Source organism: Chryseobacterium balustinum, from assembly GCF_900168205.1.
GTDB classification, from domain to species: domain Bacteria; phylum Bacteroidota; class Bacteroidia; order Flavobacteriales; family Weeksellaceae; genus Chryseobacterium; species Chryseobacterium balustinum.
This window is the reverse complement of record NZ_FUZE01000001.1, coordinates 554,694-576,423: the sequence shown is the minus strand read 5'-3', so window position 1 is coordinate 576,423 and position 21,730 is coordinate 554,694. Positions and strand designations below refer to the sequence as shown.

General features: G+C 34.2%; 27 protein-coding genes. 7 read left to right on the top strand and 20 right to left on the bottom strand.

All coding sequences use genetic code 11. The annotated features are described in order from the left end of the window. Nucleotide 1 precedes the first annotated feature (1 nt). From rplX to rplC, 12 genes are all read right to left on the bottom strand, one after another. A complete protein-coding gene (rplX, locus tag B5X64_RS02795; protein WP_079463783.1) occupies nucleotides 2-328 on the bottom strand; it encodes a 50S ribosomal protein L24 in 327 nt (108 codons plus the stop codon). A gap of 19 nt (nucleotides 329-347) precedes the next feature. Further along, entirely contained in the window at nucleotides 348-716 is a 369-nt protein-coding gene (rplN, locus tag B5X64_RS02790) for a 50S ribosomal protein L14 (protein WP_034684837.1), read from the bottom strand. A 2-nt stretch (nucleotides 717-718) separates the two neighbouring features. Beyond that, nucleotides 719-973 (bottom strand): 30S ribosomal protein S17, encoded by a 255-nt coding sequence (gene rpsQ, locus B5X64_RS02785; protein ID WP_027383312.1) that lies wholly within the window; start codon nucleotides 971-973, stop codon nucleotides 719-721. An 11-nt stretch (nucleotides 974-984) separates the two neighbouring features. Then, nucleotides 985-1,170 (bottom strand): 50S ribosomal protein L29, encoded by a 186-nt coding sequence (gene rpmC, locus B5X64_RS02780; protein WP_066679840.1) that lies wholly within the window; start codon nucleotides 1,168-1,170, stop codon nucleotides 985-987. A gap of 12 nt (nucleotides 1,171-1,182) precedes the next feature. Continuing rightward, entirely contained in the window at nucleotides 1,183-1,608 is a 426-nt protein-coding gene (gene rplP / locus B5X64_RS02775) for a 50S ribosomal protein L16 (protein WP_079463782.1), read from the bottom strand. A 78-nt stretch (nucleotides 1,609-1,686) separates the two neighbouring features. Next, nucleotides 1,687-2,433 (bottom strand): 30S ribosomal protein S3, encoded by a 747-nt coding sequence (gene rpsC / locus B5X64_RS02770; protein ID WP_066679842.1) that lies wholly within the window; start codon nucleotides 2,431-2,433, stop codon nucleotides 1,687-1,689. 8 nt (nucleotides 2,434-2,441) lie between these two features. After that, a complete protein-coding gene (gene rplV / locus B5X64_RS02765; protein WP_066679843.1) occupies nucleotides 2,442-2,840 on the bottom strand; it encodes a 50S ribosomal protein L22 in 399 nt (132 codons plus the stop codon). 2 nt (nucleotides 2,841-2,842) lie between these two features. Then, nucleotides 2,843-3,121 (bottom strand): 30S ribosomal protein S19, encoded by a 279-nt coding sequence (gene rpsS, locus B5X64_RS02760; protein WP_066679844.1) that lies wholly within the window; start codon nucleotides 3,119-3,121, stop codon nucleotides 2,843-2,845. Nucleotides 3,122-3,123: 2 nt separating this feature from the next. Beyond that, complete coding sequence (rplB, locus tag B5X64_RS02755) at nucleotides 3,124-3,945, bottom strand: 50S ribosomal protein L2 (protein WP_076557463.1); 822 nt, start codon at nucleotides 3,943-3,945, stop codon at nucleotides 3,124-3,126. Between the two features lie 22 nt (nucleotides 3,946-3,967). Further along, entirely contained in the window at nucleotides 3,968-4,258 is a 291-nt protein-coding gene (gene rplW, locus B5X64_RS02750) for a 50S ribosomal protein L23 (protein WP_047442263.1), read from the bottom strand. 3 nt (nucleotides 4,259-4,261) lie between these two features. Then, nucleotides 4,262-4,891, bottom strand: a complete 630-nt coding sequence (gene rplD / locus B5X64_RS02745) for a 50S ribosomal protein L4 (RefSeq protein ID WP_066679846.1) — start codon at nucleotides 4,889-4,891, stop codon at nucleotides 4,262-4,264. Then, a complete protein-coding gene (gene rplC, locus B5X64_RS02740) occupies nucleotides 4,882-5,508 on the bottom strand; it encodes a 50S ribosomal protein L3 (RefSeq protein WP_066679847.1) in 627 nt (208 codons plus the stop codon). The genes rplD and rplC overlap by 10 nt, the downstream gene beginning before the upstream one ends. Before the next feature lie 240 nt (nucleotides 5,509-5,748). Here rplC and B5X64_RS02735 point away from each other — a divergent pair, with 240 nt between their 5' ends. The 3 genes from B5X64_RS02735 to B5X64_RS02725 all read left to right on the top strand — a co-directional run bounded on the left by B5X64_RS02735 (nucleotide 5,749) and on the right by B5X64_RS02725 (nucleotide 9,908). Beyond that, nucleotides 5,749-6,162: a hypothetical protein gene (locus tag B5X64_RS02735; protein ID WP_079463781.1), complete on the top strand. Its 414-nt coding sequence runs from the start codon at nucleotides 5,749-5,751 to the stop codon at nucleotides 6,160-6,162. Beyond that, on the top strand, nucleotides 6,162-7,136 hold the full coding sequence (locus B5X64_RS02730) for a hypothetical protein (protein ID WP_079463780.1): 975 nt from the start codon (nucleotides 6,162-6,164) through the stop codon (nucleotides 7,134-7,136). Before B5X64_RS02735 ends, B5X64_RS02730 begins: the two co-directional genes overlap by 1 nt. A 69-nt stretch (nucleotides 7,137-7,205) precedes the next feature. Next, on the top strand, nucleotides 7,206-9,908 hold the full coding sequence (locus B5X64_RS02725; RefSeq protein ID WP_079463956.1) for a hypothetical protein: 2,703 nt from the start codon (nucleotides 7,206-7,208) through the stop codon (nucleotides 9,906-9,908). Nucleotides 9,909-9,951: 43 nt separating this feature from the next. On the opposite strand, the gene B5X64_RS02720 is transcribed toward B5X64_RS02725, so the two are convergent. From B5X64_RS02720 to rpsL, 8 genes are all read right to left on the bottom strand, one after another. Continuing rightward, complete coding sequence (locus B5X64_RS02720) at nucleotides 9,952-10,791, bottom strand: GLPGLI family protein (protein WP_079463779.1); 840 nt, start codon at nucleotides 10,789-10,791, stop codon at nucleotides 9,952-9,954. A gap of 92 nt (nucleotides 10,792-10,883) precedes the next feature. After that, complete coding sequence (locus B5X64_RS02715) at nucleotides 10,884-11,369, bottom strand: low affinity iron permease family protein (protein ID WP_079463778.1); 486 nt, start codon at nucleotides 11,367-11,369, stop codon at nucleotides 10,884-10,886. 148 nt (nucleotides 11,370-11,517) lie between these two features. Further along, a complete protein-coding gene (locus B5X64_RS02710) occupies nucleotides 11,518-13,701 on the bottom strand; it encodes a TonB-dependent siderophore receptor (RefSeq protein ID WP_079463777.1) in 2,184 nt (727 codons plus the stop codon). 136 nt (nucleotides 13,702-13,837) lie between these two features. Beyond that, the gene (locus B5X64_RS02705) at nucleotides 13,838-14,665 is read right to left on the bottom strand and encodes a GLPGLI family protein (protein WP_079463776.1); all 828 of its coding nucleotides are present in this window, start codon (nucleotides 14,663-14,665) and stop codon (nucleotides 13,838-13,840) included. A gap of 183 nt (nucleotides 14,666-14,848) precedes the next feature. Beyond that, entirely contained in the window at nucleotides 14,849-15,154 is a 306-nt protein-coding gene (gene rpsJ / locus B5X64_RS02700) for a 30S ribosomal protein S10 (protein ID WP_002661363.1), read from the bottom strand. Nucleotides 15,155-15,172: 18 nt separating this feature from the next. After that, the gene (fusA, locus tag B5X64_RS02695) at nucleotides 15,173-17,290 is read right to left on the bottom strand and encodes an elongation factor G (protein ID WP_079463775.1); all 2,118 of its coding nucleotides are present in this window, start codon (nucleotides 17,288-17,290) and stop codon (nucleotides 15,173-15,175) included. A 6-nt stretch (nucleotides 17,291-17,296) separates the two neighbouring features. Then, nucleotides 17,297-17,773 (bottom strand): 30S ribosomal protein S7, encoded by a 477-nt coding sequence (rpsG, locus tag B5X64_RS02690; RefSeq protein ID WP_027387226.1) that lies wholly within the window; start codon nucleotides 17,771-17,773, stop codon nucleotides 17,297-17,299. A 23-nt stretch (nucleotides 17,774-17,796) separates the two neighbouring features. Further along, the gene (rpsL, locus tag B5X64_RS02685; protein ID WP_027383325.1) at nucleotides 17,797-18,210 is read right to left on the bottom strand and encodes a 30S ribosomal protein S12; all 414 of its coding nucleotides are present in this window, start codon (nucleotides 18,208-18,210) and stop codon (nucleotides 17,797-17,799) included. Between the two features lie 462 nt (nucleotides 18,211-18,672). Between rpsL and B5X64_RS02680 the strand changes: the two genes are divergently transcribed. The 4 genes from B5X64_RS02680 (at nucleotide 18,673) to B5X64_RS02665 (ending at nucleotide 21,688) form a co-directional block, all read left to right on the top strand. Next, a complete protein-coding gene (locus B5X64_RS02680; RefSeq protein ID WP_079463774.1) occupies nucleotides 18,673-19,149 on the top strand; it encodes a Dps family protein in 477 nt (158 codons plus the stop codon). A 96-nt stretch (nucleotides 19,150-19,245) separates the two neighbouring features. Beyond that, the gene (gene pncB, locus B5X64_RS02675; protein WP_079463773.1) at nucleotides 19,246-20,424 is read left to right on the top strand and encodes a nicotinate phosphoribosyltransferase; all 1,179 of its coding nucleotides are present in this window, start codon (nucleotides 19,246-19,248) and stop codon (nucleotides 20,422-20,424) included. 14 nt (nucleotides 20,425-20,438) lie between these two features. Then, nucleotides 20,439-20,945 (top strand): YciI family protein, encoded by a 507-nt coding sequence (locus B5X64_RS02670; protein ID WP_079463772.1) that lies wholly within the window; start codon nucleotides 20,439-20,441, stop codon nucleotides 20,943-20,945. Nucleotides 20,946-20,956: 11 nt separating this feature from the next. Then, entirely contained in the window at nucleotides 20,957-21,688 is a 732-nt protein-coding gene (locus B5X64_RS02665; protein ID WP_123921003.1) for a hypothetical protein, read from the top strand. Nucleotides 21,689-21,730: the final 42 nt, after the last annotated feature.

Sequence of the window (21,730 nt, the reverse complement as noted above, 5' to 3'; positions counted from 1 at the left end):
ATTATAAAGTTTCACCCGTTTTTTTGTTGATTCTTACTTTCTTATCTCCTTCGATTTTGTAACCGATTTTGATAGCTTTTCCGTCTTTACCAACTAAAGCTACGTTTGAGATATGAATAGAAGCTTCCTTCTCAGTGATTCCTCCTTGAGGGTTAGAAGCTGAAGGCTTAACGTGTTTTTTAACGATGTTAAGTCCTGCAACGATAACTCTAGGGTCTCTTCCTTCTTTTTTGATCACTTCAATAACTTCACCAGTACCACCTTTAAGACCTTTCTTTCCAGTAGTTACGATTACGTTATCTCCTCTTTTTATTTTTAACTTTGACATTTTTTTAAAATTTTAAATATTAAAGTACTTCAGGAGCTAATGAAATGATTTTCATATATTCTTTGTCTCTCAACTCACGAGCAACCGGTCCGAAAACACGTGTTCCTCTCATTTCTCCTCCAGCGTTAAGTAATACACAAGCATTGTCTTCGAATTTGATGTATGAACCATCTTTTCTTCTTACTGCTTTTTTAGTTCTTACTACTACTGCTTTAGATACTTGACCTTTTTTTGCATTTCCTGATGGTGTAGAATCTTTAATAGTAACTACAATTTTATCACCAACTGAAGCATATCTTCTTCTGGTACCTCCCAGAACTCTGATCACTAGTACTTCTTTAGCACCTGTGTTATCAGCAACTTTTAATCTTGATTCTGTTTGTAACATTATTACTTAGCTTTTTCAATGATTCTTACTAATCTCCATCTCTTACTCTTGCTCAAAGGTCTTGTTTCTGTAATTAATACAGTATCTCCTTCTGTGCATTCGTTGTTTTCGTCGTGTGCAGTATATTTTTTCGTTTTCAAAACGAATTTACCGTACATTGGGTGCTTTACTCTTGTAGTTTCACTAACAACAATAGTTTTTTCCATTTTATTGCTGGAAACCACTCCGATTCTTTCTTTTCTTAAATTTCTATCCATTGTAAAAAGGATTATTGTTTGTTAGTTAACTCAGTGTTTAGTCTTGCGATTGTCTTTCTCAAATCTCTGATTTGGATTGGATTTTCAAGAGGACTGATTTTGTGAGCTAATTTCATTTTAGAGAAAGTAGCTTTAGCTTCAGTCAATTTAGCTTGAACATCTTCAGCGCTTAGATTTTTAATTTCAGCTTGTTTCATTATATTCAGAGATTAAAGAGGTTTAACAAAATCGTTAGCAACTATAAATCTAGTCGTAACTGGTAATTTCTGTGCAGCAAGTCTTAAAGCTTCCTTAGCGATATCGTAAGATACACCTCCGATTTCGAACATAATTTTACCTGGTTTTACTACAGCTACCCAATATTCTACAGCACCTTTACCTTTACCCATCCTTACTTCGGCTGGTTTTTTAGTAATAGGCTTATCTGGGAATATTTTGATCCATAGTTGACCTTCTCTTTTCATATATCTTGTCGCAGCGATACGAGCAGCTTCGATCTGTCTAGCAGTGATCCAAGCACCTTCATTGGCTTTGATTCCGAAAGTTCCATAAGCAAGTTGATTACCTCTTTGAGCAATCCCCTTCATTTTCATCTTATGAACTCTACGGAATTTGGTTCTTTTTGGTTGTAACATAATTTCTTAAATTTTAGATTTTAGAATTTAGATTTTAAAAAAGTAACGGTCGTTTAAAAACTATCCTCTAAAATTTTATTAATTATTTTTTTTATCTCTTGAAGGTCTTCTGTTATCTCTATCTCCTCCTCTTTCTCTGTTTCCACCACCTGAAGGACCACCTTTCTTCTGTTGTCCTACTAATGGCATAAGATCTCTCTTACCGTAAACTTCTCCTTTCATGATCCAAACTTTAACTCCTAATTTACCGTATTGAGTTAATGCCTCACCGATATGATAGTCGATATCTGCTCTGAAAGTAGACAATGGGATTCTTCCGTCTTTGAAAGACTCAGATCTTGCCATTTCAGCACCGTTCAATCTACCAGAGATTTGAACTTTGATACCTTCAGCACCCATTCTCATTGTAGAAGCGATAGCCATTTTCACAGCTCTTCTATAAGAGATTCTGTTTTCGATTTGTTTAGCGATACTGTCTGCAACTAATACTGCATCAAGCTCAGGTCTTTTGATTTCGAAAATATTGATTTGAATATCCTTTTTAGTAAGTTTCTTCAATTCTTCTTTTAACTTGTCAACTTCCTGACCTCCTTTACCGATGATCAATCCCGGTCTAGCAGTAGTGATTGTTACAGTTACTAATTTAAGTGTTCTTTCAATATAAATTTTTGAAATACCACCTTTAGATAATCTTGCTTCAAGGTATCTTCTGATTTTGTAATCTTCAGCGATTCTGTCACCGTAGTTTTTACCACCAAACCAGTTTGAATCCCATCCTCTGATGATACCTAATCTGTTACCAATTGGATTTGTCTTCTGTCCCATACCTTGAATTAATTTTCTTTTGTTCCTAAGATTAGTGTAATGTGGTTTGATCTTTTTCTGATTCTGTACCCTCTACCTTGTGGAGCTGGTCTTAGTCTCTTCAATTGTCTTGCACTGTCTACAAAAATTTCTTTAACGATAAGGTTAGCTTCTTCGATATCTGCACCTTCGTTCTTAGATTGCCAGTTAGCCATCGCAGAAAGAAGTACTTTCTCTAATTTGTTTGAAGCGTCTTTTTTCGAATATTTTAGGATGCTCAAAGCTTTTTCAACTTCTACCCCTCTGATGATATCAGCTACTAATCTCATCTTTCTTGGAGATGAAGGGCAATCATTGTGTAATGCTTTTACTACATCTTGATTTGTTAATTTACGTGCTAATGCACTTTCTCTTTTTCTTGATCCCATGATTATCTGCTTCCTTTGTTTTTGTTACCACCATGACCTCTGAAAGATCTTGTTGGAGAAAATTCGCCTAGCTTATGACCAACCATGTTTTCTGTAACGTAAACCGGGATAAAAGATTTCCCGTTGTGTACAGCAATAGTTTGTCCTACAAAGTCTGGAGAGATCATTGATGCTCTAGACCAAGTTTTGATAACAGTCTTCTTACCAGACTCTACATTTGCCTGAACCTTCTTATCTAAAGTATAGTGAATGAATGGTCCTTTTTTAAGTGATCTTGCCATAATTATTTTCTTTTAGATACGATGTAACGGTTAGACACTTTGTTTTTCTTTCTAGTTTTGTAACCTTTAGCCGGCATACCGTTTCTAGATCTTGGGTGACCTCCAGAAGAACGTCCTTCACCACCTCCCATTGGGTGATCTACAGGGTTCATTACAACTGGTCTTGTTCTAGGTCTTCTACCTAACCATCTGCTTCTACCAGCCTTACCTGATACAGTTAACTGGTGGTCAGAGTTAGATACAGATCCAATCATTGCATAACACTCAGTAAGGATCATTCTAGATTCTCCTGAAGGCAATTTAATGATTGCATATTTTCCGTCTCTTGAAGTCAACTGAGCTGAAGAACCAGCACTTCTTGCTAAAATAGCACCTTGACCAGGCTTCATTTCAACACAAGAAATTACAGTACCCAATGGAATGTTTTTCAATTTCATTGCGTTACCGATGTTCGGTTCTACGCTTTCGCCAGAAATAATTTTTTGGTCAACTTTGATACCGTTTGGAGCGATGATATATCTCTTCTCTCCGTCTGCATACTCCACTAAAGCGATGAAAGCAGTTCTGTTTGGATCATATTCTACAGTTTTTACCGTTGCTTCAACATCATGCTTGTTTCTTTTGAAGTCGATAATTCTGTATTTCTTTTTGTGTCCACCTCCGGTGTAACGCATGGTCATTTTACCAGTTTGGTTACGTCCACCTGACTTACTAATACCAACAGTTAGAGATTTCTCTGGTTTGTTAGTAGTAATTTCCTCAAAATTGTTTACAATTCTGAATCTCTGTCCTGGGGTGATAGGTTTTAATTTTCTAACAGACATTACTATTATTTATAATTAATAATTAATTTACAGCAAAAATATCAATTACTTCTCCTTCAGCAAGAGTAATAACTGCTTTTTTCAATTTGTTTGTCTTTCCTACTTGAAGACCTTTTTTCGTGTATTTCGAAGAAACTTTAGGAGCATAAATCATGGTTCTAACGTCTGCTACTTTCACACCGTAAGCTTGCTCAATTGCATTTTTAATCTGGATTTTATTCGCCTTAGGTTGTACTAAGAAAGAATAAGCACCTCTTAAATCTGTAAGATAGTTTGCTTTTTCTGAAATAACTGGTTTAATAATTAGTGACATGATTTATTTCTTTAAATTTTCCTGGAATTTTTCAACTGCACCTTCTAAGAAAACGATCTCACCTGCATTGATAAGGTCATAAGAAGAAATTTCGTTGAATTTCATCACCTTAGTTTTAGGTAAGTTTCTTGAAGATAAATATACATTCTTGTTAGTATCAGCCAAAATGAATAGAGACTTCTTGTCATTCAATGCCAAAGCATTCAATACCGTGATGAAATCTTTAGTTTTAGGAGCAGCAATGCTTAAACCTTCAACAATTCTGATGCTGTTGTCTCTCATTTTCTGAGAAAGAACAGATTTTTTAGCTAATCTCTTAAGAGCTTTATTCAATTTGAATCTATAGTCTCTTGGCTTAGGACCGAATACTCTACCTCCACCTCTAAAAGTAGGAGATTTAATATCACCATATCTAGCAGAACCAGATCCTTTTTGCTTCTTAAGTTTTTTAGTAGAAGCAGTAATTTCGCTTCTCTCTTTTGATTTATGAGTACCTTGACGCTGTGCAGCAAGATATTGTTTTACTTCTAAGTAAACCGCGTGCTTGTTTGGCTCAATTCCGAAGATAGATTCGTCTAGAGTTACTTTCTTTCCGGTTTCTTTTCCTGATGTATTTAATACTACTAATTCCATTTTCTGATAATTACATAAGAATTTTTAGCTCCCGGAACAGCACCTTTTACTACTAAAAGATTTTGTTCTTGATCCACTTTTAATACTTGAAGGTTTTGTACAGTTACCTGCTTACCTCCCATTCTACCTGCCATTCTCATTCCTTTGAATACTCTTGAAGGATCTGATCCAGCACCGATAGAACCTGGAGCTCTAAGTCTGTTGTGCTGACCATGAGTAGCTTGCATTACACCTCCAAATCCGTGTCTTTTAACAACACCTTGGAAACCTTTACCTTTAGAAGTACCTGTTACGTCAACAAATTCACCTTCAGCGAATAAATCTACAGTTACATCTACACCTACAGTAACTTGGTCTACGAATTCTCTGTAGAATTCCACCAACTTAGCTTTAGGAGTTGAACCAGCCTTTTTAAAGTGACCGGCTAACGCTTTACCAACGTTCTTTTCACTCTTGTCATCGAAACCTAACTGAACAGATTTGTATCCGTCCTTTTCAATGGTTCTGACCTGTAAAACTGAGCAAGGACCTGCCTGAATAACGGTACACGGCATATTTTTGCCGTTTTCGTCAAACAGAGAAGTCATCCCAATTTTTTTTCCAATAATACCTGACATTATTTATATAATATGTTATAAAATTTTCTTGTATTCACCTTCATTTTTCGGGTTCTCAAATAATTACCAAGTTTGAATTGGGCATATTCCTCCCCTAAAATGAGTGTGCAAATGTATGAATAAAATTTAATTTGACAAAAATTTCTTGTAAATATTTTGATTTTTAATCCTTTAGAGATTTGAAAGGATTTTGAAAAGAATTTCTTCTGAATAATTTTTTAATTTTGAGAAAAAATTAATATGAAAAATATTTTCACCACATTCATTTTATTCTTCGGAATCATTTCTTTTGCCCAGACTGCTATTCCGTTTACAGGAAAAAGAAGTTTCAATATTGAAGACGGTGCAAGTGGTTCTGGAACGTCCGCCTATTATCTAGATGTAAAGAAAAACGGAAACGTTCATTTTGGCTTTCTGCAAATCAATCAGGCAGACCAAAAAGAAACCAAAGAAGAGATCATTGCCGGAAAATATAATCCTAAGGTAATGAAGGTACATTTTAAAACGTATAATGAAACATTCTATGTGAAATTTGATAAAGAAAAAATCTACCTTACCGATGAAACCGGCAACATCAAAAAATCTGATGACTGCTGTCCTGTTTCTGAAATGGCAGAACTAAACTGTAACTGCGAAAGTATTCTTTATAAATAATGAAAGTCTTATCACTTCTTTTTGCCATTATTTTGCTTACTTCTTGTAACAAAGTAAAAACTCATTCATATTCATTCTATTACTGGAAAACTCATCTGGCATTGAATGAAACTGAAAAAAAATCGTTGAATGAATCTACAGATCCGTTTTTGTATACCCGTTTTTTTGATGTAGATAAAGTCGGTGGAAAATTCCAGCCTGTTGCAGTGATTACAAAAGATAAAAGTTTTGAAACAGATAAGCAGATCGTACCGACTGTGTTTATAACAAATCAAACTTTTCTGCATATTCAAAAAGAAGAAATACATTTTCTGGCAGAAAGTATTCATCAGCTCATTCAAAAGAAAGCCAAAGATTATCAATTAAAAATCAATAACGAAATTCAAATCGATTGCGATTGGACGGCAGGAACAAAAGATGATTATTTTGAATTTTTAAAAGAATTAAAAAAGATTTCCGGAAAAGACATCACTTGTACCCTTCGACTTCATCAGGTGAAAGATAAAATTCTTACAGGAATTCCACCCGTTGAAAAAGTGTACCTGATGTGCTACTCCACTTCCTCGCCTTTGGAAAATTCAGATAAAAATTCGATTTTAGATTTGAATATTATGAAAAGTTATTTATCGAAATTGGAAGATTATCCTATAAAGAAAATTGAAGTGGCACTTCCGATATATTCCTGGGGAATTGTGACCAATCATTTAGGAAAGCACAAACTCATTAATGCACTTTCTGCAAAAGATTTAGATAATCCTAATTTCAAAAAGATTTCTGATCACGAAGTTGAAATTTTAAAAGACGGTTTTTATTTTGGAAATTTCTTAAACAAAGGCTTCAAAATAAAAGTGGAAGAGATTTCGCAAGAGCAACTTAATAGCGCAACAGAGTTTTTAGACAAAAAAATCAGCACTTACAACATCATATATTATCAATTAGATAGTAAATTTGTAGAAGGACGAAATTTTAAATAGATAGAAGCAGGAAGTTTGATGATGGAAGTTTCCAAAAACAAAAAAATAAATAAAACACTAAAAATAAATATGAAAAAGTATATTCTATCCATAGCTGTAGTATCGCTTTTCTACACGAAAACTGAAGCTTGTGCATGGTCTGATCCGGATTATGATTATTTCAATCTTTTCACACAGAGCATTATAAAAGACAAATCGTATCTGCCTTTTTTACATAACTATTCTGACCGATTTTACACCAATTACAAACCGTCTCAGATTCCTAATGAAAACATTGAGTCTTGGAAGAAATTCTTCGGCAATCAGCTTAGTTATACAGAGACCGATTATCTGGTGAATAAAATCTCAATGGCAGATTTGAATGATCTGAAAAAAGGCAATCCTAATAATCAGTTATTAAAAAAATTAGGGACAGGATTTTATGCAAAATACCGTGAAGCGATAGATTATTTAATCGAGGCAAAATATTTGGAACCCTACATGAAAATAAATTATGTAGAAAGTCCGGATTCTTTTTATTACCGAGAAAATGAAAGTGATAAAGATGCCACTCAATTAGATTACAATAAAACCATTTCGGCACTTACCTCATTATATGCTGCAGCCAAAAATCCCGAAATTAAACAGCGTTACGGTTATCAGTTGGTGAGATTTAATCATTACACGAGAAATTTTGATGCGGCTTTGGAGGCATTCAAAAAATATGTACAACCTATTTCGTTAAAAGGTGCACCTTATTATATGGCGCTCGATCAATTGGCCGGAGCGCAAAGAGGTTTGGAAATGGGAACTGAGGCCAACTGGAATTTTTTTCAGGTTTTTATGAATTCTAAAAGCCGTAAAGAATCTTCTTTTGTTTCGATGAAACTTTCAGATACTGCTTCTTTCAACAATATTATGAAAAGAGCCGGAACGAATGAGGAAAAAAACATGGCGTATTTTCTTTTAGGCTATGAAGATTTTACCAACCCCATTCCGATGATGGAAAAGATGTACGACATTGATCCTGATTCTGAAATTTTGAAAGTAATGGCAGCAAGAAGCATCAACGAGTTGGAACGAAATTATCTTCCGACGTATTATTATGCTTCAAAAGATTCCAACTCCACTTCAGCTAAAAAAGATACCACCGCAGAAAAACCGGAAGTCAAGAAAAAGGAACTGAGTTTCTGGCAGAAAATAGTTCTCTTCTTTAAAAACCTTTTTGGCGGTAAGAAATCTGATAAGACCAATGATAAATCTGAGCAAAGCAATGATGATCTATTTGCAAATCCGGACAGGATTCCAACGTATGTAAAGAACAATTCTTATTACTATTCTCAGAATGAAAATCAGAAAAATTTCTTAGACGATCTGGAAAAATTCACAGCCAAAACCAAAGAAAAATCTAAAGATGAATATTGGCAGATTGCAGATGCATATTTGAAATTCCTTAAAAAAGATTATGAACATAGCAGCGAAATTTTAGCAGATATAAAAACCAGCAACCCAGAATATCTTGAAGAAATCAAGAGAATGAAAGTGCTGAATGATATTGTTTCGCAACCTAAAATTGATGCGGATTATGAAGATCATTTAATGAAAGATTATGCTGAATATTTTGTTGAAAAACCAACGGTTAAAAAAGACAGTTCAGAAATCAATGAATACGATTATTACGGTGAAGTACCTTCCACAAAAGATTTCCTGAAAGATGTTTTAGCCAACCGTTATTTCCTTCAAGGCGAAGACGGAAAATCTTACCTGATGAATAATAAGCTTTCTGATCTTCAGTACAACCCAAATTCAAATTTAGTGAAAAGCGTTGAAGAGTTTTACAGAAAACCGAATAAGACCCAGTTTGAGCAGCAAATTATCGCCAAAAACCTTGATGCAGTAGGAAACATTGATGCTTTCTTTGCCAATATTTATGGTGACAGAGCGATGAGATCGGCAGATTTTGACAAAGCTAAATCATACTATCAGAAAGCCGTAAGCTTTGCAGGAATCCCGCGGGACAATTACGAAAAATACAATCCTGAAACCGGAAAATATGAGAAACTGGTTTACAATGGTGAAAATTATGATGGTTACAACGGGATTTCGAGTTTAGTTTTTGGTCATAATGTTTGGGAAAGCTACCAAAGTCCTGAAGCAGAAAGTATGAAGGCTGAAGATTTTACCGCGTTTCCATTTATTAAACCCAAAATGAATAAACTTGAATTGGCCGATGCATTAATTCAGCTCAAAAAAATAGGAAACGGAAGAGATGCAAAAGCAGCTCAAGCCAATCAGCTGATCGGAAATCTCTTATATAACACATCAATTCTTGGGTATTACCGAGAGCTTTTTGTGATGGATATTGACAACAGCAATGGCGGAAAATATGATTTCTGGAATACAAAAAGAGAAAACCCGTATCAGTATTATTACAAGAATTTTACGTACACTACTTTTATAGAACCTGATAATTTTGATTTAGCGATCAATTATTACAAAAAAGCATATGACCTTTCAAGTGATAGAGAACAAAAAGCAAGAGTTCTTTTCCAGATGGCAAGTGCAGAACAGGGAAAATATTATCAGTACGAAGCTAAAAACCAAGCGAACATTGATTATGCTGATCCGAAATGGTCTGAGAAAAATGATGCTCACGAAAAACAAATGGGTGATCTGAAAAACCAAAAATACAGAACCTATTTTGCTCAGCTCAAATCTCAATATTCAAATACAGAAACCGCCCGAGAACTTTTGGGAAGTTGTACCTATTTTGATTATTTTATGAAGCGATAAATTATAAAATTAAAGCCTTACAGATTTTGTAAGGCTTTAATTTTTATTCTAATTCAAAAGGGTCGTAAAGAAGAGGTTTTGATCTAACAACCATCGGTGAACCATCCTCGTTTAAAGCTTTGCCATGAAAAGCACCCGGATTATCATGATACGTTTTCTCAACCTCTCTAAACTTTGCTCTTCTTATTTTCAGGATTTCTTTATCGTTTCGTAAATAAATATCCATTGGCTTTTTATCAATTCCAACTGCTGTAAAATGATACTTATCTTCTGAATCTTCAAGTTCTAAAATTAAACCTGGCAATCCTTCAAAAACATACGGACCGTTGTTTATGGGAACTTCCGTTGTGTACCAAGCGACAAATTCTCTTCCCCGATATTTTACGGTTGCTTTTTTACAGCTATAATCAAGAATTTTTTTTGATTCGTTATGAAGTTGCCACTTTAGTTCCGGCTGAAGTTCTTCGTACTCGTATTTTGTTTTGTATCGTTTTTGATAAGTAACTTTTTTATCGGCTACCGATTTTAAACTTTCCATATTCCATAAAGGATTGTACATGAAAAGTTGATTCATTTCTTTTGCTCCGACACTTTCGAGATGAGAAAATTTTTCGAATATAGAATCTCTCTGCAATGTTTTTGTATCGCTGAACTTAGAATAGTTTTCGCCAATTTGTAAAACACACAACCCTTCTCTCGGATTTTGAGAAACCTTTGCGTCCTTTAAAAATTTAAACTGATAATAAATATTAAGATTGCTCTTCTCAAAAACCTTTGCACTGTAAGATGATGCTTTCATCGAAAAATCACCGAGAATTTTAGTTTGCTGAGCAGAAATTAAAGCTGAACAAAAAATCAAAATTGAAATAAAAACCTTCAACATATAAGATAACTTTAGACACAAAAGTAAGATGAAAAATTAATTTGCTCTAATTTATTGTTTTAAAAAAACACTTCGGTGTGATAAATTAAAAATTACTTCTTTTGTTTCGATAGCCATTCTTCATGCTTTCTTTTAAAAAACTCATGCTTATAATCCTGATTTCTTTTCGCGGCATCTATAGAATGTGAAGCATGAATGTCTTCATCTTCTTCAGCGAAATCAGCGAGTTTTTCATAATAACAATGTAGCTGGTCGAGTTCTTTCTCGGTAAGATCTTCGATATCAACAATCCGGTTACTTGCTTTTTCGTTGGCAGCAATCAGTTCATTTAATTTAATTTGAATAGCCTTAGAATCTTTATTTTGAGATTTCTGAATCAGGAAAACCATCAGAAAAGTAATAATTGTTGTTCCGGTATTGATGACTAACTGCCAAGTTTCGGAATAATTAAAAACCGGTCCGGAAACTGCCCAAATGACCACGATGGCAACCGCTCCCAAAAACGCATACGAACTGCCCGTAAATTTGGTTGCCCAATTTGAAAATCTCTCGAAAACACTGCTATCTGATGTTGCCATTATTTTTTTATTAAAAGTAACAAAAAAACACGCATCTGTAAAGACAAGAGCTCAATAACTTTTTATCATTCCTTAGAAAAAGGAAAGCCTCTGAAAAACTTCAGAGACTCTCCCGATATAGATAAAACTATTACTTGAAAATTATCTATTAAAACTTATAATTGATCTGTGCTGAGAAATTTCTCGGCTGAATCTGGTCGATATAACCACCTCTGAAATATGAGTTGTATCCTACAGAATCAAAGATATTATTTAAGAAAACTCTTAAGCCTAAACCATTTTTAAATTTATATCCAACCTGTGCATCTACTGTTGTGTAATCTGGCATATTGAATGGTTTTTCTTCAGGCTGTGTACCATTCACATGTCCTTCTGCAATAGTAAATTTTTGCTTGTAATCATCAACTGGTCTTGTACCTACATAATAAATACCTGCTCCAATATCAAGACCATCTAAAATTCCTTGATTGAATTTATAGTTTAACCATCCATTAGCCGAATGTTTCGGGGTATTAATCGGGGCAGAGCCATTAACGAATGAAGGACTATCCTGATATTGAGCATCTACATACGCCCAACCTGTCATAATCTGTAAGTTAGGAAGAATCTTTCCAATCAATTCTACTTCCATCCCTCTTCTTTTCAGTTCTCCTGCTAAAGCATATTTTCCAGTCCTGTTGTTTCCATTCAAAATTTCATAAGATAAATTATCTGTTTTTATATCAAAGAAAGTAAGGTTGAAACGTAATTTTTCATTTAACCAATCAGATTTAATTCCGGCTTCCCATTGTTTTGTTGTTGAAGCACCGACAGTTCCTCCAGTTGCCAAAACATTATTTGCACTTCGCAAACCTGTAGTCGTAGTATATGAACCAAAGACATTCATATTTTCAATTGGCGATATCATCAATCCGAAAGATGGATTCCAAGCGTAGTTTTTGTCTTTATCTGAACCATTCAATCTGCTGTAACGTAATCCTAAATGCGCCTTTAAGTATTTATTAAAAGTAATTACATCCTGAGCCATTAAACCTAAGGTTGGAGCTAATGTGTTTACGATAGGGTCTTTTTTAACCAAAGTAAAGTTTATAGCATCAATATTTGAAGGAAGAATATTATTAATATCATTCAAAACGTTGATCTCGTCAATGTCTTTTGAATCATAAGAAGTTGTAGTTACATCAGATTCTTTCCAATCAAAACCAACCTGAAAAGTGTGCTTCATAAAACCTGTCATTACATCTGCACCAATGAAATCAAATTGAAAAACTTTATTTAAATCTTCACGTTCAGATTTTGCCAAAGTTCTATTTCTAATTTCATTTGGATTATTTCGATCGATTGGAGCCAAAGCTGCCCCTACGATATTGGTATTATAAGAAGAACTCATAAACGCAGCTCTTACTTTCAATTTATCGGTAAGTTTTCTTGTTGCTGTTGTAGAGAAATTAAAGGTCTCAGTAGCTGCATTGTCAGTTGAAAAACCTAAAAATTTTCTTCCCGGCATTTGATAAATAGCTTCAGTATCTCCTTTTGCTAAATTTACCGTTCCTCTATCGGGAGTTGTATTGTTTTTCATGTAATCCATTTCGGCAACAATCTCCGTCTTGTCGTCCGGACGGAAAGCTACTGATGGATTTACATAAATACGATCTGTATTTACAAATCTTCTGAAACTATTGTTGTCTTGATAAGCTGCATTCAAACGAACCGCAATTTTACCTTTATTGTCTAAAACTCTTTGAAAATCTACTGTCGGTCTGTAAAAGTCCCAACCTCCGTATCTGAAACCAACATTAGTTTCATTAATAAATTTTGGAATTTTAGTCACCACATTAATCACTCCTCCAGCAGAACCAAGACCATCACCAATTCCTTGAGTTACCGCTGCAGATCCTTTAATCACCTGAATACTTTCTACGCCCTGCATATCGGTAAGCATTCCTCCGGTACGGAAATCAGAATCCATCATGACTCCGTTTTTCAAAACAGGAACTCCACGATATCCTCTTATCGACATACTTTCTCTAGTTCCGCCATAGCTTCCAAACTGAGTAACACCAGGAATATTTTTTGCAACATCGGTTACGGTAAGACCACCCAAATCTTCAATTACTTTGTGAGAAACTACAGAGATGCTTTGAATTTGGTCTCTCGGTTTAAGAGGCAATCTTGTAATTACTTCCAAACCTTCCGGTTGTTTGTTTCTCTCTCCAAAAAGTTCTACTTCTTCAATCGTGGTTTCTTTTCTGATTGTATCATTTGCTTTTTGTTGTGCTTTAGAAAAAGCTACTCCCAAAATTAGCAATGAAACAGATACCGTTTTTTTCATTTCATAAATTTGAAACAAAAATATTATTTTTATTAATTCTAAATAAATTATATCGAGTGACAATTATCACTTATGTTAAATTTATGCCAAAAAACACTTCGTTTTTAATGAATTTCCAAAAATACAGGATTGTCTTTTAATATACAGGGTATTTTATCGCTTTATCAATTTCGATTGGATTGTTTTCTCTAAGCATTGCTTTTCTTCTTTCATCAGACATTCCCTTTAGCTGGTCTAAACTTTTTATCTGAACACTCGAAACATAAAAGGTATTTTCAGGATTTGTATTAGATTTAAAGGCTTCCGCAATATCCTGTAGCGGATTATTGTAAAGTTCTAACTGTTTTTTTGCAATGACTTTCTCAGTCACGGAAAGTGGTTTTTTCCCAGCAAAACTTTCAAGGAATTTGGCTTCATACGTTGTAGGAAACTTCATACTTTTTGAAAGTTTAAACATAAAGTTATTTTTGTCGTCTTCAATCTCGAAAATCAATCCCGGAAGTCCACGGAATTTGTATGGGCCTTCACTGAGATTAATATCTTTAGAGAACCAGGCAATCCAGTTTCTTCCACCAAAAGTTGTCGTTGCTTTCTGTAAAGTATATTGCCCTTCAATTTTTGTATCATTCAGAAGTTTCCAATTCATTTTGTCTGTTGATTTTAAAGAGAATAAATCATTCAATAAAACCAATGAAGTATTTTCAAAAGAATCTTTTTTTCTAATAATAGCAGGAAGATGATCGTCCCATCTCGATACATTCTGATCCCTAATAATATTTAAAGAATCTGTTTCGGCATAAGAATAAGGATAAAATTTAATATTATCAGGATTGACATCCAAAATCATATTTTCTGCAGCCAATTCTGTTGCTGTTGAATCTAATTTATAGTGAAACTGATAAACGAATCGATGTGTTTGCGCTGAAATGATTAAAGGAAACAATAATAAAATCAGGTTTTTCATATTTTAATTTTAATCAAAAATATCAATACTTTTTGAATTAATTTAAATTTCTCCCTAAATATTTAGTTAAGATATTTTCAAAATTTAAAACAAAAAAATCCCTCTTCTTTCGAAAAGGGATTTAATATTTAAGGTGTTGCTTTCAAACTTCCGTCATCAGACTTCCATCTTCCAGCAAATTTATCACACTTTAATTTCAACGTCTACACCTGAAGGAAGTTCTAATTTCATTAGAGCATCAACAGTTTTAGAAGAAGAAGAGTAGATATCCATCAATCTCTTGTGAGCTGATAATTGGAACTGCTCTCTTGCTTTTTTGTTTACGTGAGGAGATCTCAATACTGTGAAGATTCTCTTATTCGTTGGCAATGGAATTGGTCCGTTTACAACAGCACCAGTAGCCTTTACCGTTTTTACGATTTTCTCAGCAGACTTGTCTACCAAGTTGTAATCGTAAGATTTTAGTTTTATTCTGATTCTTTGTGACATTTCTTGTACTTTAAAAAATTAACCTTTTGCTTTAGCAATGATATCTTCAGCAACGTTTTGAGGAGTAGCTTGGTATTTCTCTAATTCCATAGAAGAAGTAGCTCTTCCTGATGAAAGTGTTCTTAGAGTAGTTACATAACCAAACATTTCAGACAATGGAACTGAACCTTTGATAACAACGGCACCGTTCTTTTCTTCTTGTCCACTGATCGTACCTCTTCTCTTGTTAAGGTCACCAATGATGTTACCCATATATTCTTCCGGAGTTACAACCTCCAATTTCATAATAGGCTCCATAATTACTGGCTTAGCAGCACGTCCCGCTTCTTTAAATCCTAATTTAGCAGCTAATTCAAAAGAAAGAGCATCAGAATCCACCGCGTGGAAAGATCCGTCTTTAAGAGTAACTTTAATACCTTCAACTTCGAAACCAGCCAAAGGACCGTTTTTCATTGCAGCTTTAAAGCCTTTTTCAATTGCAGGAACAAATTCTCTAGGAACGTTACCACCTTTGATCTCATTAATAAACTCAAGACCTACTTTACCTTCGTCAGCTGGACCTAGTTCGAATACGATATCAGCAAATTTACCTTTACCTCCAGATTGTTTTTTGTAAACTTCTCTGTGCTGAGCAACTTTTGTAAGATTTTCTTTGTATTCTACCTGAGGCTGTCCTTGGTTAACTTCAACTTTGAATTCTCTTCTCATACGATCTACAAGAATGTCAAGGTGAAGTTCACCCATTCCTGAGATAATCGTTTGACCAGAAGCTTCGTCAGTTTTAACCTGGAAAGTAGGATCTTCTTCAGCTAATTTAGCTAAAGCATTACCCATTTTATCCTGGTCAGCCTTAGTTTTAGGTTCAACAGCAATACCAATTACCGGATCAGGGAAAACCATCGATTCTAGAACGATTGGGTGTTTCTCATCACACATTGTATCACCAGTTTTGATAGATTTGAAACCTACCGCTGCACCAATATCTCCTGCTTCAATATATTCTACAGGATTTTGCTTGTTAGCGTGCATCTGATAGATTCTAGAGATTCTTTCTTTATCTCCTGAACGAGTGTTCAAGATATAAGAACCTGCATCTAGTCTTCCAGAGTATGCTCTGAAGAATGCTAATCTTCCTACGAAAGGATCGGTAGCAATCTTAAATGCTAAAGCTGCGAAAGGCTCATCTACAGATGGTTTTCTTGTAATATCAAGATCTGTTCTTGGATCTGTACCTTTGATATCATCTTTATCCAATGGAGAAGGCAAGTATTTACATACTGCATCCAACATAAACTGTACTCCTTTATTCTTGAATGAAGAACCACAAGTCATTGGGATAATAGATAAATCGATAGTAGCTTTTCTAAGAGCTTCGTTGATTTCGTCTTCTGAAATTGAATCTGGATCTTCGAAGAATTTCTCCATCAAAGTATCATCATAATCAGCAACAGCTTCAACTAATTTCTCTCTGTATTCCAGAACTTCAGCCTTCATATCTTCAGGAATTGGCACTACTTCGAAAGTAGCTCCTTGTCCTGCTTCATCCCAGATGATCGCTCTGTTTTTAATTAAGTCTACAACACCTTTGAAATCTTCTTCAGCACCGATTGGTAAAACGATTGGAACTGCGTTTGATCCTAACATTGTCTTAACTTGGTTTACCACATTAAGGAAGTCAGCACCTTGTCTGTCCATTTTGTTTACGAATCCCATTCTTGCAACTTTGTAGTTGTCAGCAAGTCTCCAGTTTGTTTCAGACTGAGGCTCTACTCCATCTACTGCAGAGAATAAGAATACCAAACCATCCAATACTCTCAAAGATCTGTTTACTTCTACTGTGAAGTCAACGTGTCCTGGTGTATCGATGATGTTGAAGTGATAAGGTTTAGTTTCAGGTAATTTCTTACCTTGGTCTGTAGGGAAATTCCAAGAACAAGTAGTTGCAGCAGAAGTAATTGTAATACCTCTTTCAGCTTCCTGCTCCATCCAGTCCATTGTAGAAGCACCATCATGTACTTCACCAATTTTATGGTTTACTCCCGTATAGAATAAAATCCTTTCTGTAGTGGTAGTTTTACCAGCATCAATGTGCGCAGCAATACCAATATTTCTTGTAAATTTAAGATCTCTACTCATTTCTAATTAGAATTTAAAGTGAGAGAAAGCTTTGTTAGCTTCCGCCATTTTGTGAGTATCAGATTTCTTCTTGTAAGCAGCACCTTCTTCTCTTGAAGCGGCAACTACTTCATTAGCTAATTTCAAAGCCATAGACTTATCATTTCTCTTTTTAGAGTAGCTAATTAACCATTTCATTGCCATAGAAATTTTTCTATCAGCTCTGATTGGCATAGGAATCTGGAAGTTTGCTCCACCTACTCTTCTAGAACGTACTTCTACGTGAGGCATAACGTTAGTTAATGCATCTTTCCAGATTTCAAGGGCAGTCTTTTCAGTTTCTCCTTTTTTAGTTTCTACGATATCTAATGCATCATAGAATATTTTGAATGCGATTGACTTCTTACCGTCAAGCATCAAGTTGTTTACGAATCTAGTTACCAATTGATCATTAAATTTTGGATCTGGTAACAACGGTCTTTTTTTCGCTTTTGTCTTTCTCATTGTTTCTGTACCTTATTTAATGATTATTTTTTCTTTCCTTTAGCCGGTGCAGCTGCAGCTTGACCTGGCTTAGGTCTCTTAGCTCCGTACTTAGATCTTCTTTGAGTTCTTCCGCTTACTCCAGCAGTATCTAACGCACCTCTTACGATGTGGTATCTAACTCCTGGTAAATCTTTTACTCTCCCCCCGCGTACCAATACTATCGAGTGCTCTTGAAGATTATGTCCTTCACCTGGGATATAGGCGTTAACTTCTTTACCGTTTGAAAGTCTTACCCTTGCAACTTTTCTAAGTGCAGAGTTAGGTTTCTTAGGTGTGGTAGTATATACTCTCGTACATACACCTCGTCTTTGTGGACAAGAATCAAGTGCAGCCGATTTACTCTTCTTGGTAAGTGCGACTCTTCCTTTTCTAACTAATTGTTGAATAGTAGGCATTTAATTGCTTTTATTTTAGGGTGCAAAATTAATAATAATTTTTTAATTGACAAGTAGTTATGTAGAAATAATAATCTTTATTTATTTTAAACTAACCTTATGATTACATACAATTTACAGTAAACAGAGACGTACAGGAAATTATAAAAAATTTCACAGCTTCAAAATTCAACCCCAATTTTAACTTTGAAAACATCTATTTCTTGATTTATTTTACTTAATTCAATATTTAACTGCTTAATCTTCATTGAAATTATTTTAGAATCAAACAAGTCAATCCAAACTATATTGAAAAAATCTCCCATAGTTATCTTCTATGAAATCCTTCTAATTTCGGCACAATATTTCCTTAACTTAGAGATATCAAAAAATAAACTTATGAAATCGCCATCATTTGCTATTATAAACGATACTGGAGATATGAGCGATTCCATATGACCTTAAAAAATAAATTATATACATATGAAAAACGCTAACATTATTGGTTTAAAAGAAACCGACTGCCAAAACATTTCAGAAAAACTTAATGTATTACTTGCCAACTATTCTGTATTTTATCAGAATACAAGAGGTTCTCATTGGAATATTAAAGGAGAACAATTTTTCACACTGCATCCTAAGTTTGAAGAGCTATATAATAGTTTAGTATTAAAAATAGATGAAATCGCAGAACGCATATTAACTTTAGGAGCAACTCCGACCCATAATTATTCAGATTATCTTCAGGTTTCTACCATTAAGGAAAGTAAAGAAGTTACCGATGGTAATAAAAGTGTAGAAATTATCCTAAATTCTTTTAAAGTGGTTATCGATCTACAAAGAGAGCTTTTAGACATTACAGACAAAGCCGGTGACGAAGGTACCAACTCACAAATGAGCGACTACATTACCGAGCAGGAAAAAGAAGTCTGGATGTACAATTCTTATTTAGGGAAGTAAAAACCAGACAAAAAACATTACAATATTTAAAAAATCGTCTTACATTTAGACGATTTTTATTTTAAATAAACTAAATTTGTGTTAAAATTACACAATATGCAAAATATGACGTTTAACTCCATTCTCGACAACGATTTCTATAAAATTACCATGCAAAATGCCGTGGTAAAACTTTTTCCAAGTCAAATTGTAAAATACGAATTTATCAATCGTGGAAAACACCATTTCCCTGAGGGTTTTGATCATGCTTTAAGAGAAACTGTAAATAAAATGGCAGAACTCAAACTGACTAAAGATGAAAAAAAGTTTTTAGCTAAAACTTGCCCTTATTTAAACCTACCCTATCTAGATTTTCTCGAAGGCTATCATTACGATCCATCTGAAGTAAAAATTGTACAAACTGGAAATGACTTATCAGTTACTGTTGAAGGACTTTGGTACCGAACGATCCTTTGGGAAGTTCCATTATTGGCTTTGATTAGCGAATTGCATTACGAAATGAACCACATGGAAAGAGATTCTAACGAAGTCGTAATGGCCAAAACCTTGGAAAAAGCAGATTCATTAAATAAATTAGGTGTAACGTTTGCCGAATTTGGGACAAGAAGAAGACACTCTTATAAAGTACAAAATCTGGTAATGGAAGCTTTAACCCAGAAAAAAAATTCTACCTTTATAGGAAGTTCCAACGTACATTTCGCCATGAAATATGGTGTAAAACCAATTGGAACGCACGCTCACGAATGGTTTATGTTTCACGGAGCTGAGTTTGGATTTAAAATGGCTAACGAATTAGCGCTTGAACATTGGGTTGATGTTTATCGTGGGGATTTGGGAGTTGCTCTTTCAGATACTTATACGACAGACGTTTTCTTCCAGCAGTTCGATAAAAAATTTGCAAAACTTTTCGACGGTGTTCGTCACGACAGTGGTGATGCATTAGAATTTGCCGATAAAACGATTGCTCACTACAAACGACACGGAATCAATCCTTTATTTAAATATATTATTTTTTCTGATGCTTTAAATCTCGAAAAAGTAGAAGAAATAACCAATTACTGTAAAGCTAAAATCGGAGTTTCTTTTGGGATAGGAACCAATCTCACCAATGATGTAGGTTTAAAACCAATGAATATCGTCATGAAACTTATAGGTGTACAATCTCTCAACAACGAATGGATTCCTACCGTAAAGCTATCTGATGAACATGGAAAATACACTGGTGACCCTAAAATGATTGAACTTGCAAAAGAGTTTTTGAGAATTAAAGATTAAAAATATTTAAGATAATGAAAAATTTATTTCTACTTATCGTAATTACATTCACTTTAATCTCCTGCTCCATTCAAACCAAAGCTCAAAACGGAAAACCCGGAAAAGATGGAACTTCTGGGGATTCCAAAATAGGTTTCAATCAAAAACTGGCAGATTCTTTGGGAGCAGATAAATACGGAATGAAAGCTTACACCATCGTTATACTCACAACTGGCACTGCAAAAATAGATGACAAAGAGAAAAAAGCAGAGCTAATGAAAGGTCATATGGAAAACATCGGCAAACTAGCTAAAGAAGGAAAAATCATTATTGCCGGACCGTTCTTAGAAAAGAATAAAGAAAATTACCGCGGAATATTCATCTTCAACACCAAATCAAAAGAAGAGGCTGAATCTTGGGTAAAAACCGATTCCGCCGTTGCTTCCGGAATTTTTAATTACGAAATATTTCCTTGGTATGGTTCAGCAGCGTTGCCTTTGTATTTGAAACATCATGATGAAATTTCTAAAGAAAATCCTTAAATCTTTTTTCAATGAAATATTATTGCATCCTATTATTTCTGTTGGTTTTAATTAATTGCAATAAAGAACCCAAAGTTTTTGAATTTACCACAGAAACTGTTGATAGAAATATTGTACAAGAACTAAAACAAATAAAAAACCAAAAACCTTACGGATTAGTTTTTCAAGATGAAAAATATGAAGTATGGAATAGCTGTTCCGGAGAATGGGGTGGAACAATTTATTTTAAAAATAAACACAATGGAGAAATTCGTTATGCACAATCTACTTGTACAGTTTCAGTAAATAAAATTGGTGATAAATATTATATTTCAAACGTATCTACTCACTTGTATGCAAGATCCTCTATCTTGGAAATCATAAATCCTGAGAAAATGGAATTGACTTTAAAATTACCTCTTTTTCATCCGGAAATTGAAACAAGAGAATATGAAACTAAAAGCAATTTAGAAACAAAGACAATTGTAGATTCTGTAGGTGTATCTATTTTGACAAGTTTTGTTTATAAGAATAATTTATATTCAGTACTAAAAAACTACAAAAACGACATAATAACTATTTCAAAAGTTGAGAACAATAAATTCAAAACAGTACAAACATTAGACGGATTAATTTTAAATGATTCTCCACAGATTTTAAAAGAATCAGAAACTCATCAAAAACTTTATTTCCAAAATTCTACACCAGGAATTTTATATATAAAAAACAACAAAATAAAATTCACATTTTACAAGAATAACTAAAAGCTTAACCTCGCAAATCTGCGAGGTTTTTTCTTATCTTTA

Coding starts and splice junctions, on each gene's coding strand:
- B5X64_RS02720 (WP_079463779.1), bottom strand. CDS start 10,791: ATGTTGAAGGTTTTTATTTCAATTTTGATTTTTTGTTCAGCTTTAATT.
- B5X64_RS02730 (WP_079463780.1), top strand. CDS start 6,162: ATGAAAGTCTTATCACTTCTTTTTGCCATTATTTTGCTTACTTCTTGT.
- rplN (WP_034684837.1), bottom strand. CDS start 716: ATGTTACAAACAGAATCAAGATTAAAAGTTGCTGATAACACAGGTGCT.
- B5X64_RS02705 (WP_079463776.1), bottom strand. CDS start 14,665: ATGAAAAACCTGATTTTATTATTGTTTCCTTTAATCATTTCAGCGCAA.
- B5X64_RS02680 (WP_079463774.1), top strand. CDS start 18,673: ATGAAAAACGCTAACATTATTGGTTTAAAAGAAACCGACTGCCAAAAC.
- rpsL (WP_027383325.1), bottom strand. CDS start 18,210: ATGCCTACTATTCAACAATTAGTTAGAAAAGGAAGAGTCGCACTTACC.
- rpsC (WP_066679842.1), bottom strand. CDS start 2,433: ATGGGACAGAAGACAAATCCAATTGGTAACAGATTAGGTATCATCAGA.
- B5X64_RS02665 (WP_123921003.1), top strand. CDS start 20,957: ATGAAATATTATTGCATCCTATTATTTCTGTTGGTTTTAATTAATTGC.
- rplV (WP_066679843.1), bottom strand. CDS start 2,840: ATGGGATCAAGAAAAAGAGAAAGTGCATTAGCACGTAAATTAACAAAT.
- pncB (WP_079463773.1), top strand. CDS start 19,246: ATGCAAAATATGACGTTTAACTCCATTCTCGACAACGATTTCTATAAA.
- B5X64_RS02725 (WP_079463956.1), top strand. CDS start 7,206: ATGAAAAAGTATATTCTATCCATAGCTGTAGTATCGCTTTTCTACACG.
- rpsS (WP_066679844.1), bottom strand. CDS start 3,121: ATGGCAAGATCACTTAAAAAAGGACCATTCATTCACTATACTTTAGAT.
- rplX (WP_079463783.1), bottom strand. CDS start 328: ATGTCAAAGTTAAAAATAAAAAGAGGAGATAACGTAATCGTAACTACT.
- B5X64_RS02670 (WP_079463772.1), top strand. CDS start 20,439: ATGAAAAATTTATTTCTACTTATCGTAATTACATTCACTTTAATCTCC.
- rpsQ (WP_027383312.1), bottom strand. CDS start 973: ATGGATAGAAATTTAAGAAAAGAAAGAATCGGAGTGGTTTCCAGCAAT.
- rpsJ (WP_002661363.1), bottom strand. CDS start 15,154: ATGTCACAAAGAATCAGAATAAAACTAAAATCTTACGATTACAACTTG.
- B5X64_RS02710 (WP_079463777.1), bottom strand. CDS start 13,701: ATGAAAAAAACGGTATCTGTTTCATTGCTAATTTTGGGAGTAGCTTTT.
- B5X64_RS02735 (WP_079463781.1), top strand. CDS start 5,749: ATGAAAAATATTTTCACCACATTCATTTTATTCTTCGGAATCATTTCT.
- B5X64_RS02715 (WP_079463778.1), bottom strand. CDS start 11,369: ATGGCAACATCAGATAGCAGTGTTTTCGAGAGATTTTCAAATTGGGCA.
- rplW (WP_047442263.1), bottom strand. CDS start 4,258: ATGTCACTAATTATTAAACCAGTTATTTCAGAAAAAGCAAACTATCTT.
- fusA (WP_079463775.1), bottom strand. CDS start 17,290: ATGAGTAGAGATCTTAAATTTACAAGAAATATTGGTATTGCTGCGCAC.
- rplB (WP_076557463.1), bottom strand. CDS start 3,945: ATGTCTGTTAGAAAATTAAAACCTATCACCCCAGGACAGAGATTCAGA.
- rpsG (WP_027387226.1), bottom strand. CDS start 17,773: ATGAGAAAGACAAAAGCGAAAAAAAGACCGTTGTTACCAGATCCAAAA.
- rplC (WP_066679847.1), bottom strand. CDS start 5,508: ATGTCAGGTATTATTGGAAAAAAAATTGGGATGACTTCTCTGTTTGAC.
- rplD (WP_066679846.1), bottom strand. CDS start 4,891: ATGGAATTAGTAGTATTAAATACATCAGGAAAAGAAACCGGAAAGAAA.
- rplP (WP_079463782.1), bottom strand. CDS start 1,608: ATGTTACAACCAAAAAGAACCAAATTCCGTAGAGTTCATAAGATGAAA.
- rpmC (WP_066679840.1), bottom strand. CDS start 1,170: ATGAAACAAGCTGAAATTAAAAATCTAAGCGCTGAAGATGTTCAAGCT.